This window comes from Streptomyces incarnatus, from assembly GCF_001027185.1.
Lineage (GTDB): Bacteria > Actinomycetota > Actinomycetes > Streptomycetales > Streptomycetaceae > Streptomyces > Streptomyces puniciscabiei.
Genome location: NZ_CP011497.1, coordinates 3,437,948 through 3,454,235, shown reverse-complemented (window position 1 = coordinate 3,454,235; position 16,288 = coordinate 3,437,948). Strand labels below are relative to the sequence as shown.

14 protein-coding genes and 1 pseudogene are annotated in these 16,288 nt (G+C 72.5%); 10 read left to right on the top strand and 5 right to left on the bottom strand.

Annotated features, from left to right (window positions below; genetic code table 11):
* Window positions 1-625, top strand: a pseudogene (locus tag ABB07_RS40835) (serine/threonine protein kinase); the annotation flags it as partial.
* Here the strand turns inward: ABB07_RS40835 and ABB07_RS15260 are convergent.
* Window positions 612-1,544, bottom strand: coding sequence for an AraC family transcriptional regulator (locus ABB07_RS15260; protein ID WP_208899238.1), 933 nt, complete (start codon window positions 1,542-1,544; stop codon window positions 612-614). The pseudogene ABB07_RS40835 and the gene ABB07_RS15260 sit on opposite strands and share 14 nt — an antisense overlap.
* Window positions 1,545-1,663: 119 nt before the next feature.
* Here ABB07_RS15260 and ABB07_RS15255 point away from each other — a divergent pair, with 119 nt between their 5' ends.
* The 4 genes from ABB07_RS15255 to ABB07_RS15240 all read left to right on the top strand — a co-directional run bounded on the left by ABB07_RS15255 (window position 1,664) and on the right by ABB07_RS15240 (window position 7,268).
* Window positions 1,664-2,566 carry an MBL fold metallo-hydrolase gene (locus ABB07_RS15255; protein ID WP_208899237.1) on the top strand — a complete coding sequence of 301 codons (903 nt, stop codon included), beginning with the start codon at window positions 1,664-1,666 and terminating at the stop codon, window positions 2,564-2,566.
* A gap of 192 nt (window positions 2,567-2,758) precedes the next feature.
* On the top strand, window positions 2,759-3,670 hold the full coding sequence (locus ABB07_RS15250) for a serine/threonine-protein kinase (RefSeq protein ID WP_208899236.1): 912 nt from the start codon (window positions 2,759-2,761) through the stop codon (window positions 3,668-3,670).
* 136 nt (window positions 3,671-3,806) lie between these two features.
* Complete coding sequence (locus tag ABB07_RS15245) at window positions 3,807-5,420, top strand: succinic semialdehyde dehydrogenase (protein WP_208899235.1); 1,614 nt, start codon at window positions 3,807-3,809, stop codon at window positions 5,418-5,420.
* A gap of 42 nt (window positions 5,421-5,462) precedes the next feature.
* A complete protein-coding gene (locus ABB07_RS15240) occupies window positions 5,463-7,268 on the top strand; it encodes a GMC family oxidoreductase N-terminal domain-containing protein (RefSeq protein WP_208899234.1) in 1,806 nt (601 codons plus the stop codon).
* Between the two features lie 115 nt (window positions 7,269-7,383).
* Here the strand turns inward: ABB07_RS15240 and ABB07_RS15235 are convergent, their stop codons facing one another.
* Together ABB07_RS15235 and ABB07_RS15230 are read right to left on the bottom strand one after the other, a co-directional pair.
* The gene (locus ABB07_RS15235; RefSeq protein WP_208899233.1) at window positions 7,384-8,421 is read right to left on the bottom strand and encodes an LAETG motif-containing sortase-dependent surface protein; all 1,038 of its coding nucleotides are present in this window, start codon (window positions 8,419-8,421) and stop codon (window positions 7,384-7,386) included.
* A gap of 791 nt (window positions 8,422-9,212) precedes the next feature.
* Complete coding sequence (locus ABB07_RS15230; RefSeq protein ID WP_208899232.1) at window positions 9,213-9,491, bottom strand: chorismate mutase; 279 nt, start codon at window positions 9,489-9,491, stop codon at window positions 9,213-9,215.
* 332 nt (window positions 9,492-9,823) lie between these two features.
* Here ABB07_RS15230 and guaA point away from each other — a divergent pair, with 332 nt between their 5' ends.
* Window positions 9,824-11,404: a glutamine-hydrolyzing GMP synthase gene (guaA, locus tag ABB07_RS15225; protein WP_208899231.1), complete on the top strand. Its 1,581-nt coding sequence runs from the start codon at window positions 9,824-9,826 to the stop codon at window positions 11,402-11,404.
* A gap of 12 nt (window positions 11,405-11,416) precedes the next feature.
* Here guaA and ABB07_RS15220 read toward each other — a convergent pair whose 3' ends face one another.
* Window positions 11,417-11,881, bottom strand: coding sequence for a pyridoxamine 5'-phosphate oxidase family protein (locus tag ABB07_RS15220; protein ID WP_208903457.1), 465 nt, complete (start codon window positions 11,879-11,881; stop codon window positions 11,417-11,419).
* Window positions 11,882-12,030: 149 nt separating this feature from the next.
* On the opposite strand from ABB07_RS15220, the gene ABB07_RS15215 reads away from it, so the two are divergent.
* Complete coding sequence (locus ABB07_RS15215) at window positions 12,031-12,825, top strand: class II aldolase/adducin family protein (protein WP_208899230.1); 795 nt, start codon at window positions 12,031-12,033, stop codon at window positions 12,823-12,825.
* Window positions 12,826-12,840: 15 nt separating this feature from the next.
* On the opposite strand, the gene ABB07_RS15210 is transcribed toward ABB07_RS15215, so the two are convergent.
* The gene (locus ABB07_RS15210) at window positions 12,841-13,728 is read right to left on the bottom strand and encodes a DUF4429 domain-containing protein (RefSeq protein ID WP_208899229.1); all 888 of its coding nucleotides are present in this window, start codon (window positions 13,726-13,728) and stop codon (window positions 12,841-12,843) included.
* Window positions 13,729-13,918: 190 nt separating this feature from the next.
* Between ABB07_RS15210 and ABB07_RS15205 the strand changes: the two genes are divergently transcribed.
* From ABB07_RS15205 to ABB07_RS15195, 3 genes are all read left to right on the top strand, one after another.
* A complete protein-coding gene (locus ABB07_RS15205; RefSeq protein WP_208899228.1) occupies window positions 13,919-15,199 on the top strand; it encodes a hypothetical protein in 1,281 nt (426 codons plus the stop codon).
* Window positions 15,200-15,221: 22 nt separating this feature from the next.
* On the top strand, window positions 15,222-15,587 hold the full coding sequence (locus ABB07_RS15200) for a hypothetical protein (protein WP_208899227.1): 366 nt from the start codon (window positions 15,222-15,224) through the stop codon (window positions 15,585-15,587).
* A gap of 146 nt (window positions 15,588-15,733) precedes the next feature.
* Window positions 15,734-16,264: a DoxX family membrane protein gene (locus tag ABB07_RS15195; protein ID WP_208899226.1), complete on the top strand. Its 531-nt coding sequence runs from the start codon at window positions 15,734-15,736 to the stop codon at window positions 16,262-16,264.
* Window positions 16,265-16,288 lie beyond the last annotated feature (24 nt).

The following is a 16,288-nucleotide window of genomic DNA, read 5'->3' as shown; positions in this document are numbered from 1 at the left end:
GTCCCGGCGCCCCGGCCGCACGGCGTGGCCGGTCGCGGGCGCGGCGCTGGTCGTGGCGGCGGTGGCGGCGTACCTGGTGCTCGCCGACCCCTTCGCGGGCCCGCTGCCCGGCGGCTGGGCGAAGCACCCGGACCCGAAGCTCGGCGTCACCGTCGCCGCCCCGGCGGGCTACCGGGAGATCAGGCCGGCCAAGGACGACTCCGACCAGAACTGGGTGATCTACGAGGACTGGAGCGGCGGCGTCCGGATCAGGCTGGACCTGGCCAGGAAGGCGCAGGACTCGCTGAACGAGATCAAGAACAGCGCGCGGTCCCAGATGTACGCCGACGACGAGAAGTTCCGCGGCGACGGCGACTACACCCTCGACATGCCCGGCCACGCGAGGACCCGTCCGGACGACACCGCGACGTACCACGGCAGGGAAGCCGCGGAGAACACCGTCGACTTCACGACCAGCGACAGCCAGGACCCCCGCCCGCGCGAACTGCAGATCTTCTACTACCGCACCAGCGCAGGCGACCTGTACAAGCTCACCGTCGGCTACCCGGGCAAGGGCGACTTCACGGCCCGCGGCCGCGACGTGGCCAGGGCAGCGATCGCGAACCTGGACATCAAGAGGCTCTGACCTCCGGGGCGCCCCGGCCCCGGTACCGGCCCGGGGTGGTGCCGAACTCCCGGCTGAAGGCGTGCGAGAGGGCGTACGGGCTGCCGTATCCCGTCTCCCGCGCCACCGTCGCGAGCGGCGCGTCCGTCTCGCGCAGCCGTCTCGCCGCCAGGGTCAGCCGCCACCAGGTCAGATACGCCATCGGCGGGCGGCCGACCTGGGCGGTGAAGCGGCGGGCGAGGGTGGCGCGGGATACTCCGGCGCGGGCGGCCAGCAGGCCGTTCGTCCAGGGTGCCGCCGGATCGGAGTGCAGGGCGTGCAGGGCGGTGGCGGTCACGGGGTCGGCCAGGGCCGCGGGCCAGCTGCCCGAGCGGGCGCGGGCCGCCCAGGCGCGGATCATGTAGACCAGCAGCAGGTCCAGCAGCCCGGGCAGCACCAGGGCGGCACCCGGCCGGCCGGCGTCACCGTCCAGTTCCCGGGCCAGCAGGCCCACGGCGGCGCCCAGTTCGGGGCAGCGCCCACTGTCGTCCGGCAGGTGCACCAGGTCGGGCAGCTCGGCCAGCAGGGGGTGCTTCCGGCTGCGGTCGAGGCGGTACTTGCCGCACAGCAGCCGCACATCGGGCCCGGCTCCCGCGAGCGGCCGGTCCGCTTCCCGTACCTCCTCGAAGGGCCGCGCCCGGCGCGTCGCGTCCGGTCCCGCCGTCGCGTCCGCCAGCACGTGCCCGGCGCCGTGCGGCACCAGCACCACGTCGCCGGCACCGAGCGGCACGGGCGCGCCGCCGCCGTCCGGCAGCAGGGTGCAGGCACCGCTGAGCACGACATGGAACCCCGCCCCCTCGTACGGCGCCAGCCGCACCGCCCAGTCGCCGCTCACCCGCAGCCGGCTGGAGGACGGCCGCCCCACCCGTACGGCGGAGATCGCGTCGCTGACCACGTCCATCGGACACCTCCTGGGACGGCCCGCGAAGCGGCCCACGAAACACCTCTGTGAGACTCCAGCGTATTCGATCGAGCCGGTCAAGCATTGGGATGCTCGTCGCGGGCTCCTAGGGTGGAGGCATGGCCGAAGACAGCGTGCAGAAGTTCATGGTCGGGGACGTCGAGGTGCTCCGCGTCGTCGAGTGGCAGGGGCCCATCGCCCCCGCGCGGCGGCTCGTCCCGGACTCGGGCCCCGAGCTGTGGCAGGAGCACGAGGACGAGCTCGCCCCCGAACACTGGGATCCCGGCGCCGACGTCGCGGTCTCGGCGCTGCAGACCTGGGTGGTGCGCAGCGCCGGGCGGACCGTCCTGGTCGACACCGGGGTGGGCCGGAACCGGGAGCGGCCCGCCAACCCGCTGTTCCACCGGCGCCCGGGCGACCTCCCCGAGCGGCTGCGGCGGGCCGGGGTCGACCCCGGCGAGGTGGACATCGTGGTGAACACCCACATCCACGCCGACCACTGTGGCTGGAACACCCATGACGTCAACGGCGCATGGGTGCCGACCTTCCCCCGCGCCCGGTACCTGCTGCCGGCCGCCGACGACCGCCACTTCGGCCCCGAGGGCGGGTACGCCGGCGGGGTGCGGGTGGACGACCGGCTGCTGTACGAGGACAGCGTCGCGCCGGTGCACCGGGCCGGGCAGGCCGTGCTGTGGGAGGACGGCCACCGGATCGACGAGCACCTCGTCCTGGAGCCCGCCCCCGGCCACACCCCGGGCTCCTCCGTGCTGCGGGTCGAATCCGGCGGCGAGCGGGCCGTGTTCGTCGGCGACCTCCTGCACAGCCCGGTGCAGATCCTGCGCCCCGAGTGCAGCAGCTGCTTCTGCCTCGACCCCCGGCAGGCGGCCGCGACCCGGCGGCGGGTCCTGGAACGCGCCGCCGAGGAAAGGGAGTTGGTCGTCCCGGCCCACTTCGCCGGTGCCGGAGCGGTGGAGGTGCGCAAGGCGCGGCACGGCTTCACCCTGCACCGCTGGGCCGCCTGACGCCCGCTACGGACGAGCCGAACCGCCCGCTACGGACGAGCCGAACCGCCCGCTTCGGACGAGCCGAACCGCCCGCTTCGGACGAGCCGAACCGCCCGCTTCGGACGAGCCGAACCGCCCGCTTCGGACGAGCTGACCGCTTCGCTGTGTCCCGCTTCGACAAGAGCCTGGTGCGCACGGTACTCATGTGACATGAGTGGAGACGGCGAACGCCCGCCCGACGCACGTCTGATCGGTGGCCGCTACCGGCTGACCGACCGCCTCGGGTCCGGGCCCACCGGGACGGTCTGGCGTGCCCTGGACGAACAGCGGCCGGGCCGCCAGGTCGCCGTCAAGGAACCGCAGTTGCCCGGCGATCCGGCCGACGACGAGGACAGCCGCCGTATCGCCCACCGCCTCTTCCGGGAGGCCCGCGCCGCGGCCCGGGTGCGCCATCCCTCCGCCGTCACGGTGTACGACGTCGTCACCGAGGGCGAAGTCCCCTGGATCGTCATGGAGCTGGTGGCGGGGGAGTCGCTGGAGGTAGTTCTGCGGCGCGGCCCCCTCCCGCCCGCCGAGGCCGCCCGGATCGGGCTCGCCGTGCTCGGCGCCCTGCGCGCCGCCCACGCCGTCGGCATCGTGCACCGGGACGTCAAACCGGCCAACGTCCTGCTGGAGTCCGGCACCGGGCGGGTGGTCGTCACCGACTTCGGGACCGGCGACGGACACGCCGAGGACGCGCCCGCCGGTTTCGTCGCCCCCGAGCGCGCCGCCGGCCCCGGCGCCGGCCCGGCCTCCGACCTGTGGTCCCTCGGTGCCCTGCTGCGCGCCGCCCTGGCCGGCACGGACCCCGGCCCGCTGAGCCCCCTGCTGGACCGGCTGCACGCCGACGCACCGGAGGCCCGCCCCGGCGCGGCGGAGGTCGCGGCGGCCCTGCGGGAGTACCTCGGGCTCACGCCCATGACCGACCCGGCGCCCGAAGCCGCCCCCGAGCCGCCTGCGCCACCACTCCCCTCTGCGCACCCGACCCCCGGCCCACCTGCGAGTCCGTCCCCCGATCCCCCGCGCCGCACCCCCAGGACCGCGCTCGGGCTGCTCCTCGCGAAAAAAGCCGGACTCCAGTGATCCTTCCGCTCGCCACGGCGCCAACGCCCTGATCAGCACATTCACTGCCAGTGATCACTGGCAATGTGTGAGCACTCGGTGAATCCCCGTTACCGACGGGTACACAAAGGCTGCGCCGCGGCATACCCTGCGCGTCATGACGGACACGCAGGCCCCGGACAGCACCGGCACCAACCCGCTCGCGCCCGCCCCCGAGGGCGCCCGCACCGCCGCCGACGTGGTCACCCCGGAACTGGTGGCCCAGCTCACCAAGGGCGTCGTCGGCTCCGGCCGGACCGCCAACCACACCCCGTTCACCGGCGAGAAGCTGGCCGACCTGCCGGAGTCCACCCCCGAGGACGTACAGAAGGCCTTCGAGGCGGCCCGGTCCGCCCAGGCCCTGTGGGAGAGGACCCCCGTACGGCAGCGGGCCGCCGTCCTCCTGCGCTTCCACGACCTGGTGCTGCAGCGGCAGGCCGAGGTGCTCGACCTGATCCAGCTGGAGACCGGCAAGGCCCGGCTGCACGCGCACGAGGAGGTGCAGGCCGTCGCCGTCGCGGCCCGTCACTACGGCCGCAAGGCCCCGGCCTACCTGCGGCCCAAGGGGCACACCGGCGCCGTCCCCACGCTCACGAAGGTCACCGAACTCCGCCATCCGCGCGGCGTCATCGGCCAGATCGCCCCCTGGAACTACCCCCTTGAGCTGTCCGTCGGTGACGCGCTGCCCGCCTTCGTCGCCGGCAACGCGGTCGTGATGAAGCCGGACACCGAGACCTGCCTCACCGCGCTGTGGGCCCGCGACCTGCTCATCGAGGCCGGTCTGCCCGAGGGCGTCTTCCAGGTGGTGCTCGGCGAGGGCCCGGTCGTCGGCCCGGAGGTCGTCCGGCACGCCGACTACGTCTCCTTCACCGGCTCCACCCGCACAGGGCGCGAGGTCGCGCAGGGTGCGGCGGCCCGCCTGGTCGGCGTGTCCCTCGAACTCGGCGGCAAGAACGCCATGCTGGTCCTCGACGACGCCGACATCGAGAAGGCCGCCGCCGGCGCCGTACGCGCCTGCTTCTCCTCCGCCGGCCAGCTCTGCATCTCCATCGAGCGGCTGTACGTCCACGAGTCGGTCGCCGACGCCTTCCTGGAACGCTTCGCCGCCCGGACGAAGGCCATGCGGCTCGGCAACTCCCTCGCCTACGGCGCCGACATGGGCTCACTGGTCGGCGAGCGCCAGCTGAAGACCGTCGAGCGCCATGTGGAGGAGGCCGTCGCCAAGGGCGCCAAGGTGCTCGCGGGCGGCCGGGCCCGGCCCGACATCGGCCCCTACTTCTTCGAGCCGACCATCCTCGACGGCGTCGAGGACTCCATGGCCGTCTGCGCGGAGGAGACCTTCGGCCCGGTCGTCTCCGTCTACCGGTTCAAGAGCGACGACGAGGCGATCGAGCGCGCCAACGCCACGCCGTACGGCCTCAATTCCTCGGTCTGGACGACCAGCGCCCGGCGCGGCCGCGAGGTCGCCGCCCGCCTGCGCACCGGCACGGTCAACGTCAACGAGGGCTACGCCCCCGCCTACGGCAGCGTCCAGTCCCCGATGGGCGGCATGAAGGACTCCGGCCTCGGCCGCCGCCACGGCTCCGAGGGCATCCTCAAGTACACGGAGGCCCAGACGGTGGCCCAGCAGCGGCTGCTGCCGATGGCGCCGTCGCTGGGCATGACCGATGAGGCCTACGCGCGCTTCATGAGCACGAGTCTCCGGCTCATGAAGGCGTTCCGCTTCCGCTAGAAGCACCCGTACGGAAACACCCGTTCTCGACGAGGAGAGCACGTGTCGCAGGAGAAGTCTGTCCAGACCCGGGACGAGGACGGGTACGACTACGACGTCATCGTGGTCGGATCGGGGTTCGGCGGTTCCGTGTCCGCCCTCCGCCTGACCGAGAAGGGATACCGGGTCGGCGTGCTCGAAGCGGGCCGCCGCTTCACCCGCGACACCCTGCCCAAGAACTCCTGGGACCTGAAGAACTACCTCTGGGCCCCCAGGCTCGGCATGTTCGGCATCCAGCGCATCCACCTGCTGGGCAACGTCATGGTCCTCGCCGGCGCGGGCGTCGGCGGCGGCTCGCTCAACTACGCCAACACCCTCTACGTACCGCCGAAGGCCTTCTTCGACGACCCCCAGTGGCGGGACATCACCGACTGGCAGGAGGAGTTGAAGCCGTACTACGACCAGGCCCAGCGCATGCTCGGCGTACGGCTCAACCCGACGATGACCCCCTCCGACGTCCATCTGAAGGCGGCGGCGCAGCGGATGGGCGTCGGCGACACCTTCCACCTCGCCCCGGTCGGCGTGTTCTTCGGTGACGGCAAGGACGCCGACGGGAAGGCGAAGGCCGGGCCCGGCGAGCAGGTGAACGACCCGTACTTCGGCGGCGCCGGTCCCTCCCGCAACGCCTGCACCGAGTGCGGCGAGTGCATGACCGGCTGCCGGCACGGCGCCAAGAACACCCTGAACGAGAACTACCTCCACCTCGCCGAGAAGGCGGGCGCGGTGATCCACCCCATGACGACGGTCGTGTCCGTCACGGACGACTCCCGTGGCGGGTACGCCGTGGCGACCCTGCCGACGGACCGGAAGAAGAAGGGCGAGGGCCGGCTCTTCACCGCGCGCCGCGTCGTCCTCGCCGCCGGCACGTACGGCACGCAGACCCTGCTGCACCGGATGAAGGCCGGCGGCCAGCTGCCGTACCTCTCCGCCCGGCTCGGCGACCTGACCCGCACCAACTCCGAGGCGCTGGTGGGCGCGCAGACCGACAACCGCCGCTACCGCAAGGCGACCGGTGAACCCAGGGCCGACTTCACGCGGGGCGTGGCCATCACGTCCTCCATCCACCCCGACGAGAACACCCACATCGAGCCGGTCCGCTACGGCAAGGGCTCCAACTCGATGGGCGGCCTGTCCATCCTCCAGGTCCCCTACGCCGAGGGCTCCTCCCGCGCGCTGGCCTGGCTGGCGAACGCGGCCCGGCATCCGCTGCTGGTCCTGCATTCCCTCTCCAACCGGCGCTGGTCCGAGCGGACCATCATCGGCCTGGTGATGCAGTCGCTGGACAACTCCCTGACGACGTATCTGAAGCCCGGCGGCGTCGGCAAGGGCCTGCTGACCGCCCGCCAGGGACACGGCGCCCCGAACCCGAAGCAGATCAGGGCCGCCACCGAGGCCGCCTCCGCGCTCGCCGCCGAGATCAACGGCTTCGCCGGCAGCAACGTCGGCGAGCTGATGGGCACCCCGCTCACCGCGCACTTCCTCGGCGGCTGCCCCATCGGCGACTCCCCGCAGACCGGCGTGATCGACCCCTACCACCGCCTGTACGGCCACCCGGGCATCTCCGTCGTGGACGGCGCCGCGGTCTCGGCGAACCTGGGCGTGAACCCGTCGCTGACCATCACCGCGCAGGCCGAGCGCGCGATGTCCTTCTGGCCGAACAAGGGCGAGGAGGACCCGCGTCCGGCGCAGGGTGCGGTGTACGAGCGGCTGAAGCCGGTGGAGCCGCAGGCCCCGGCCGTTCCCGCGGAGGCGTTCGGCGCGCTGCGCCTGCCGTTCCTGGGGATGCCGGCGGTCCCGCCGAAGAAGTAGTGCGGTCGCCCATGAAGTAGTGCGGGTATGCCGAAGGGGCCTGCACCCCCCTCCTGGTGCAGGCCCCTTCCGGTTGCGCGACTGCTCGTGCGGCCGCGCCCACGTGGCTACGGCTTTACGCGGCCGCGTCCGAACCGGCGCCCTTGCGGCGGCGGACGGCGAACACCGCTCCGGCGCCGACGACGACGGCGACACCGCCGACCAGACCGATGGTCGGCAGCATGGAGCTGGAACCGGTCTCCGCCAGCGAGCCGGTGACGTCCTGGGTGTTGGTCTTGCTCGGCTTCTGGGTGGGAACCGGGACCTGGCCGCCCTCCTGGGGCTTCGTCCCGTCGGTGTCCGTGCCGGCCTTGACGATCTTGATCAGGTAGCTGGCCTGGTCGGTGCCGATGCAGTTCTCCTCGTCGTCGAAGTACATCCCGCCACCGATGGTCAGGCCCTCGCCGACCGGGGCGCCCGCCTTCACGTTCAGCCGGAGCTGGTAGTTGACCGTCTGGCCGGCCTTGATGTTGTTCAGGTCGAGGTAGCCGTTGGAGTGACCGGCGCCGTCCTCGACGTCGTACCAGGACCCGTCGTACTTCACCTGCAGCTGGACCTGGCTGGTCTTGAACGCGTACTGGGCGTTCGGGTCGCTCGGACCGACACCCGCGTAGAAGATGACGTCCTTCAGGTTGCCCGACGTCGGGTTCTTCACGCTGAGGGTGAAGGGGTGCCAGCCGCTGCCCACGGCGATCTCGCCGGGCAGACCGCTGAGCGAGGCGTGGATCTTGGACTTGTAGTGGGCGTCGTCCTCCTCGCAGACCCCGGACGGCGTGGTCGGCCCGTCGCTGGGCTCGGCGCTCTCGCTGGGGCTGGTGGAGGCGGACGCGGAGGCGGACCCGGATGCCGACTCGGACGCGGAGGCGGACGCCGAGGTGCTCGCGCTCGCCGAGTCGGAGGCGGACGGGCTGTCCGACGCCGTGGCGGCGGGCGAGCCCGTGTCGGCGGCCGGGCTGGTGCTCGGGTCGGCCGCAGGAGTCGACTCGGTCGCGTCCGGGCTGCTGACCGTCGCGCTCGGCGCGTCCTCGGCGAACGCGGCAGGGGCGCAGACCAGGGCGAACGGCGCGAGGGCAGCCGTCGCGGCCGCGGTCATCATGGCGCGGCGAAGCTTCATTGGGGACCTCTTGTGGGGCTCGCGTGCTGCCGCGCGGCAGCACGTGTCGGAGGCCTCCGTGTGTGGGGCACGGGCATGGCCGTTGGTTGCGTAGGTGAGACCCGTGACCTGTGAGGAGGGTTGTGCGTCATCCGACGGGATGATGATGTGAAGTAGGCCACACGTGCCGAGGTGTGCCGGGGCATGACGCCCGGGTGTGCCGGGGCATGACGAAGGGCCCCGCGGGACGGAGAGACCGCGGGGCCCTTCTTCTGGTCAGCACCGGCGTCAGGGCAGCGCCGGTGCCTGGGGGCGGCGCCGGGGGGTGCGCCGCTGGTCCTTGGTCCTGCTCCCGACGGGGTGGGTGGTCCTGCCCCCGAGGGGTGGACGGGGTGCAGCCGTGCCGTTGTCGGTGCGGGGACGTGACGGGTGACCCGGCACTGGTGCGCATGTGCAGTTTTCCGCCGGTCGGCCCCGGGCGTCCCCGGAGCCGACCGTTCTCTTGGGTGACCGGGCTGCTGTCCCCTGCCGTCCGGTCACTTCCCTGGAGCGAGGTCCCACGGCGTACGGCACGACCCGTACGCCTCATCGCTCCAGCGAGCCACGCGTGGTTCTGTCGGGCCCGCCCCTGGCTGGCACGGACACCCCGCTCAACGAAGCGCCGCGCGAGCCGGTCACGCGCCGTACGGGTGAGACGGCGCCCGAACTCAGATGCGACGCGCGGACACGGCGGGGACGTGGCGCGGAAGCGGCGCACGGCCAGCCGTCTGGACACGACGCGGCTCGTACACGACGCGGCTCGGACACGGCGTTCAGATGCGGCCCCGGCACAGTTCGAGCAGGGTCATGGCGAGCCCGGTGCCCGGCTTGCCGAGGGCGTCCCGGTACCGGCCGAGGATCTCCATCTCACGGGAGAGGTGCACCCGGCGTCCGCCGGAGGCGATGCGGGTCTGCTGGACGACGGCGGAGACGGCCATCCGCTCCTGGATGAGACCGATGATCCGGTCGTCGAGCACGTCGATGCGCCCACGGGCGTCGGCGATGGTCTGTTCCGGGGTCGAGGCGGTCTCTTCCGGGGTGGTGGTGGTCATGTCGGGGGCTCCTGGTGAAGGTGGCGGGACGCCCCGGAACGGCAGGACCCGGAAAACGACAGGCGCCCCGGGCCTTGTCGGCCCGGGGCGCCTGGGAAGTCGCTTGGCGTTGCGCTCAAGCAGCACGACCATGGCAGCCGGCGGGCCGGGTGCCATAGGTAAAGACGAAGGTCGCGTGCTGAAGCATGCGCCCAGTATGCCACGGCCCACTTCCACCCCACCGGGCCGATCGGGGTCTGGCGGCGGAGCCCCCGGTGACCTGAGCTGTCCCCACGCGCACCCCGTTAGAATCGGTAGCACAGACCCCCGCCCAGACCGCCGGAAGGCACATCGTGTCATCAGCGACCTCCGCTGCCGCCACCCCCGACACCGTCCTGGTCGTCGACTTCGGCGCGCAGTACGCCCAGCTCATCGCCCGTCGCGTCCGCGAGGCCCGGGTCTACAGCGAGATCGTGCCGAGCACCATGCCGGTGAAGGAGATGCTCGCCAAGAACCCCGCGGCGATCATCCTCTCCGGAGGCCCCTCCTCGGTGTACGAGGAAGGCGCCCCCCGCCTCGACCGCGAGATCTTCGAGGCCGGTGTCCCCGTCTTCGGCATGTGCTACGGCTTCCAGCTGATGGCGCAGGTCCTCGGCGGCACCGTCGACAACAGCGGCGCCCGCGAGTACGGCCGTACCGACCTGCACGTCTCCAGGACGTCCTCCACCCTCTTCGAGGGCACCCCGGCCGAGCAGCACGTGTGGATGTCGCACGGCGACGCCTGCTCCGCCGCCCCCGAGGGCTTCACGGTGACCGCGTCCACGGACGTCGTCCCGGTCGCCGCCTTCGAGAACGACGACAAGAAGCTCTACGGCGTCCAATACCACCCCGAGGTCATGCACTCCACGCACGGCCAGCAGGTGCTGGAGCACTTCCTGTACCGCGGCGCGGGCCTGAAGCCGAACTGGACGACCGGCAACGTGATCGAGGAGCAGGTCGCCACGATCCGCGAGCAGGTCGGCGACAAGCGCGCGATCTGCGGTCTGTCCGGCGGCGTGGACTCCGCCGTCGCCGCGGCCCTCGTCGCCCGCGCCATCGGCGACCAGCTGACCTGCGTGTACGTCGACCACGGTCTGATGCGCAAGGGCGAGACCGAGCAGGTCGAGAAGGACTTCGTGGCCGCGACCGGCGTCAAGCTGGTCGTCGTGGACGCCGGGGAGCGCTTCCTGACCGCCCTCAAGGGCGTCTCGGACCCCGAGGAGAAGCGCAAGATCATCGGCCGTGAGTTCATCCGCGTCTTCGAGCAGGCGCAGGCGGACATCATCGCCGACGAGGGCCCGGCCGTGGAGTTCCTGGTCCAGGGCACCCTGTACCCGGACGTGGTCGAGTCCGGCGGCGGCACCGGCACCGCCAACATCAAGTCGCACCACAACGTCGGCGGCCTGCCCGAGGACCTCGAGTTCAAGCTGATCGAGCCGCTGCGCAAGCTGTTCAAGGACGAGGTCCGCATGGTCGGCCAGGAGCTCGGCCTGCCGGAGGAGATCGTCCAGCGCCAGCCCTTCCCGGGCCCCGGCCTCGGCATCCGCATCGTCGGCGAGGTGACGAAGGAGCGCCTGGACCTGCTCCGCGACGCCGACGCCATCGCCCGCGAGGAGCTGACCGCGGCCGGCCTGGACCGGGACATCTGGCAGTGCCCGGTGGTGCTGCTCGCCGACGTCCGCTCCGTCGGCGTCCAGGGCGACGGCCGCACCTACGGCCACCCGATCGTGCTGCGCCCGGTGTCCTCCGAGGACGCCATGACCGCCGACTGGTCCCGGCTGCCGTACGACGTCCTGGCCCGCATCTCGACCCGGATCACCAACGAGGTGCGGGACGTCAACCGCGTCGTGCTCGACGTCACCTCGAAGCCGCCGGGCACCATCGAGTGGGAGTGATCCCCACGGCCCCTAGGTGCGCTTGATCATGCGCACGGGCTCACCGGGCGTCCAGACCTGGACGACCAGATACCGGTCGTCCTCGACGTAGGTTCGCACGACCTCCGTCAGCTCGGTACGGAAGAGGTGGAACGGCTCCGGCGGTTCCACCTCTTCCGCGTATCCGGACTTCCGCTCGCCCTCGACCTCGTACGCCCGCCCCGCGATCCGTACGTCCCCGCCGCCCATCCCCGTGCCCTCGCCCGGGTTCGCCTGGAGCGCGAAACGCGCATCGCGCCGCAGGTCGAGGGCTTTCCGCGAGCCCGCCATCATGCCGAGCCACAGCTCGCCGCCGCGGAAGTCGGCCTCCAGGCCGGACGTGCGCGGCGAGCCGTCCCCGCGGAGGGTGGCGAGGACGTGGTGCCGGAAGGCACGAAACCGCTGCTCGACGGTTGCGGCCAGCTCGGGTTCGGCGGAGCTGAAGGCCGCCCAGTTCATCCGTGTCATGCGCGCCAGTCTCACCGGCAAACCCGACATCTTCTGTCGGGTATCCGTCGCGTACGTCATCTTTACAAAACGTCTCTGCCCTTTTGCGCTGACCGGCGGTAACTTCCGGCTCGTAGAGCAACCCCAGTGCTGGAGGACCTATGCACGGGCCCACCCCGCCGCTGCCGCTGCCCACCGACCAGCTGCGGTTCGCCATGCCGCCGATGTTCGACTCGGTGGCGGACGAACGCCGGCACCGCAAGGAGCGGCTCGCCGGTGCGCTGCGGATCTTCGGCCGGACGGGGCTCGAGGACGGGGTCTCCGGGCACATCACCGCCCGCGACCCGGAATTCACCGACTGCTTCTGGGTCAACCCGTTCGGGATGCCGTTCAAGCACGTCACCGTCGGCGATCTCGTCCTCGTCAACCAGGACGGTCAGGTCGTCGAGGGCCGCTATCACGTCAACCAGGCCGCGTTCACCGTGCACGCCCAGGTCCACGCCGCCCGCCCGGACGTCGTCGCCGTCGCCCACTGCCACTCCGTGTACGGCCGCGCCCTCGCCGCGCTCGGCGAGCTGATCGACCCCATCACCCAGGAGAGCTGCGCCTTCTACGAGGACGTGGCCCTGTACGACGCCTACACCGGCGTCACCGTCGACATCGAGGAAGGCCGCCGGATCGCCGAGGCCCTCGGCTCCCGCAAGGCGCTCGTGCTGCGCAACCACGGCACGCTCACCGTCGGCGACTCGGTGGACGCCGCCGCCTGGTGGTTCCTGTCCATGGAACGGTCCTGCCAGGTGCAGCTGACGGCCAGGGCCGCCGGCCGCCCGGTCCTCATCGACCACAAGCAGGCCGTCGCCACCCGCGAACAGCTCGGCGGCGACCTGGTGGCCTGGATCAACTACCAGCCCCTGTGGCAGGACATCAGCCGCAGCGAGCCGGACCTGCTGAGCTGAACCCGCCGGGCACGCTCAGCCGAACCCCCTGAGCACCGCCGCCTTGGTCGTCGCGAACTCCTCGTCGGTGAGCACCCCGTCCCGGTGCAGCTCCCCCAACTCCCGCAGCCGGCGCAGCAGTACGTCATGGTGGTCGGCCCGCCCCGGTACGGTCCCGCGCCGCCGGTCCCGGCCGTCGCACCCGGCACCCGTGCGGGTGGAGGGATGCGGCAGCCGGGCGGTGACGGCCGTCGCGACCAGCGCGGTCAGCAGATCGCGCCGCACGCTGCCCCACAGGTCCAGGGTGTAGGGGTCCCGCTCGGGCGGCAGCTTGGAGAACACCGTCTCCGGGGTCACGAACCGCAGAAAACCGTCCTCGAACCCGGAGTTCGGCAGCCACTCCACCTGCACCAGGTCGCCGAGGGCGATGATCCGCGGGCCGGTCGCGCGCTTGACCCGGTCGGAGGTGTCGGCCCAGTCGATGCGCACCTGCGTGCCGTCGAAGGAGACCGTGCCGTCGGAGGACCGCACGGACACCGGCACCGGCGGGCCCGGCAGCAGATAGGCGGTCGTGGGCTCCTTGGGGATCCGGTCCAGCAACAGGGCGTGCCGGATCTCCTCGGCGACGTACTCCGCGACCCCGCCGCGGTCCGCGTCCACCGCCAGCCGGTAGGGGTCGGCCGCCTCCGGCAGCCGCCCGCCCGTCGCCTGCAGCAGCGGGTCGGCGCCCTCGCGCAGCCGCATCCGCAGCCGGCCACGCCTGCGCTCGGGTTCCCAGACCACGTCCGAGACGGCTTCCAGCGGCACGGAGACCTCCCCGTACGTCTGCCGGAACAGCGGCACACAGCGGTGCAGTCCGGGGGTGATCCGGATCGTGCTGCCGTCGAAGGCCCAGGTCCCGTCCCGCTGGATGATCTCGGCCATACGGAAATTCTCGCAGCCGGGTCAACACGGCGGCTCGTACTTCACCCGCCGTGACCCGGTCCGACGGTCCCGGACGGCCCGGCGTAGGGCACAATTCGCTGTCGACACAGGGCAGTTGCGCGGCGGCCGGGCCTTCCCACGAGGGCCCGCCGGCCGTGCCGGAAGGACGTGGGGAAGGCGGGCGCCGGTCGTGGCGGTGCAGGAGGCGAGACAGGGCACGGATGCCGAGGGGATCCACCAGGGCGGCTGCAGCTGCGGGGACTGCCCGCACGGCGCCCGGGAGGGACACCGGCGGGCCGTCGCCGCGTTCCTGCGCCGGCGCGACGAGTTCGCGGCCGGGCAGGGCCTGCCGGTGGCCGTGGCGCACTCGGCCTCGGCCTCCCGCCAGTGGGTCTCCGAGGAACTGACCCAGCGGGCGGAGGCCGTCGCCGAACGCGGCCGCGCCGAGGGCGAGGCCTGGCTCGCCCGGCTGTGGCTGCGCACGGTGTGCGTCGTGTGGGGCGCGGTGCTCGCGCTGCTGCTCGGCGAGGCGCTCACCGCGGTCGGCGCGGGCTGGACCGGCGCCCGCACCGCTGCCCTGATCGCCGCGCTCGTCGTCGCCGGTGTGCTCGGCGCCGCCTCCTGGCTGCACCGGGCGCGCGGCGGGGCGCTGGCCCCGGTGATCGGCGAGGACAACCGGATGTCCACCTCCCGTACGGTCGCCGCCTGTTGGGTGCTGTTCGTCGGCTACGCCGTCCTCCTGCTGGCCGCACGCCTCGCCGCCGCCTCCGACCACGCCCGGCGCGACGCGCTGATCTCGGGCCTCGACCTCGCGCGCGGCGCCGGTGTGGTGACCGTCCTCGCCGTGGTGTGCGGCATCGCCGTCCTGGTCCGCCGGGTGGTGGGCCTGCGCATCCTCGCGCAGCGGCTGCAGAAGGTGCCGGCCGACCGGCCGCGCGCCGCCGACCTGCTCACCGACGACTCCGGCCGCGGCGCCTTCACCGACATCCAGTACGTCGCCGTCAGCGCCGTCGCCCTGCTGTTCGCCGCCGTACGGCTGGCCCGCCGCCCCGACCAGCTGCCGGACCTGCCCTGGGGGCTGGGCGTGGTGGTGCTGATCTCGGCCGTGACCTACCTGGCCGGCAAGTACACCGAGGGCGGCCGCCCGGTCGTCCTCTCCGTGGTCCGCGCCCGTGAGCCCGGCGACCTGGACGGGCCGATCCGCACCGGCGACGACATCGAGATCCGGGGCGCCGGTTTCGTGCCGCCCGGCGCCCACAGTGCCGACCGGCTCTCCCGCATGGTCGTCCGCATCGGCAGCGTCGACGTGCACGTCCCGCTGGTCCCCGTCACCGGCGGCTTCAGCAACCCGACCGACAGCGTCCTGACCGTGCCCGTACCGGCCGACGTCGAGCCCGGCGCGGTGGAGGTGCAGGTGGTCACCGCGGCCGGGGTGGCGACCAACCGCTGCATCGTCCAGGTGACGGAGTGAGCGGCGGGGGAGCGGCGTTGCGGTGAGCGACGACATCCTGTCGGTGATACCGGCCGACCCGCACCGGCAGCCGGCACCGGACGCCGGGAAGCGTGCCGCGGCCCTGGTCCTGGAACCGGTCTCCGGCTCTCCCGACGACGCCGAACCCGGCGATGTCGACGATGTCGACCTGGACGTCGACTGGTACGAGGCGATCACCGCCGTCGACTGCGGCTCGAACCTGGTGAGCATCCGCTGCCGCGTGTCGAGCAGGTCCCGGTACCACTCGGGGGCGATGGAGCGGTCGCAGTGGGGGGATCCACAACGCCCCCCGCTCACCCCCGAAGAACTCACCACCGTCGGCCGCGCCCTCGGCCATCCCGTGCGGCAGATCCCGGCGCGCATCTGAACGAGGTCCGACGGGCGCCCGCCGGCCTCTTCGCACCGGGGGCCGAAATCCGGAAAAACATCCGGGTTGGGATTGAACTGCGCCCCCTTGTCGTACGTATGGTCAAGTGAGGGGCGGGACGGCGGGCGAGAGGGCGGTTTGCGGCCATGACTCACGGCATGCGGACGGACACGCACATGAACCGGCTGAACGGCCCGGGCGGTTGGCGGGACACCGCCGCCCACTACGCCCTCCTGCCTCTGCGCGTCTTCCTCGGCGTCACTTTCATCTACGCCAGTCTGGACAAGCTCACCAGCAGCTCCTTCCTGAAGTCCGGCGGGGCCGGGTCCGTCGGCGACACCATGCGCTCGGCCCGCGACTCCGCCGCCATCCCCGCCCTGGTCGACCTGGCCCTGAAGTCCCCGGTCGGCTTCGGCTACGGCATCGCCCTCGGTGAACTGGCCGTCGGCATCGGCACCCTGCTCGGTCTGCTGGCCCGGCTGGCCGCGCTCGGCGGCGCGCTGATCTCGTTCAGCCTGTGGATGACGGTGAGCTGGTCGACGACCCCGTACTACTACGGCAACGACCTCGCCTACTTCATGGCCTGGATCCCCCTGATCCTCGCCGGCGCCCCCTACCTCTCCGTGGACGCGGCCTGGCGAGCCCGCCGCTGGCAGCGACTGGGCGGCTACCGCTAGCGGTCGGACACCCCCGGCCCGGCG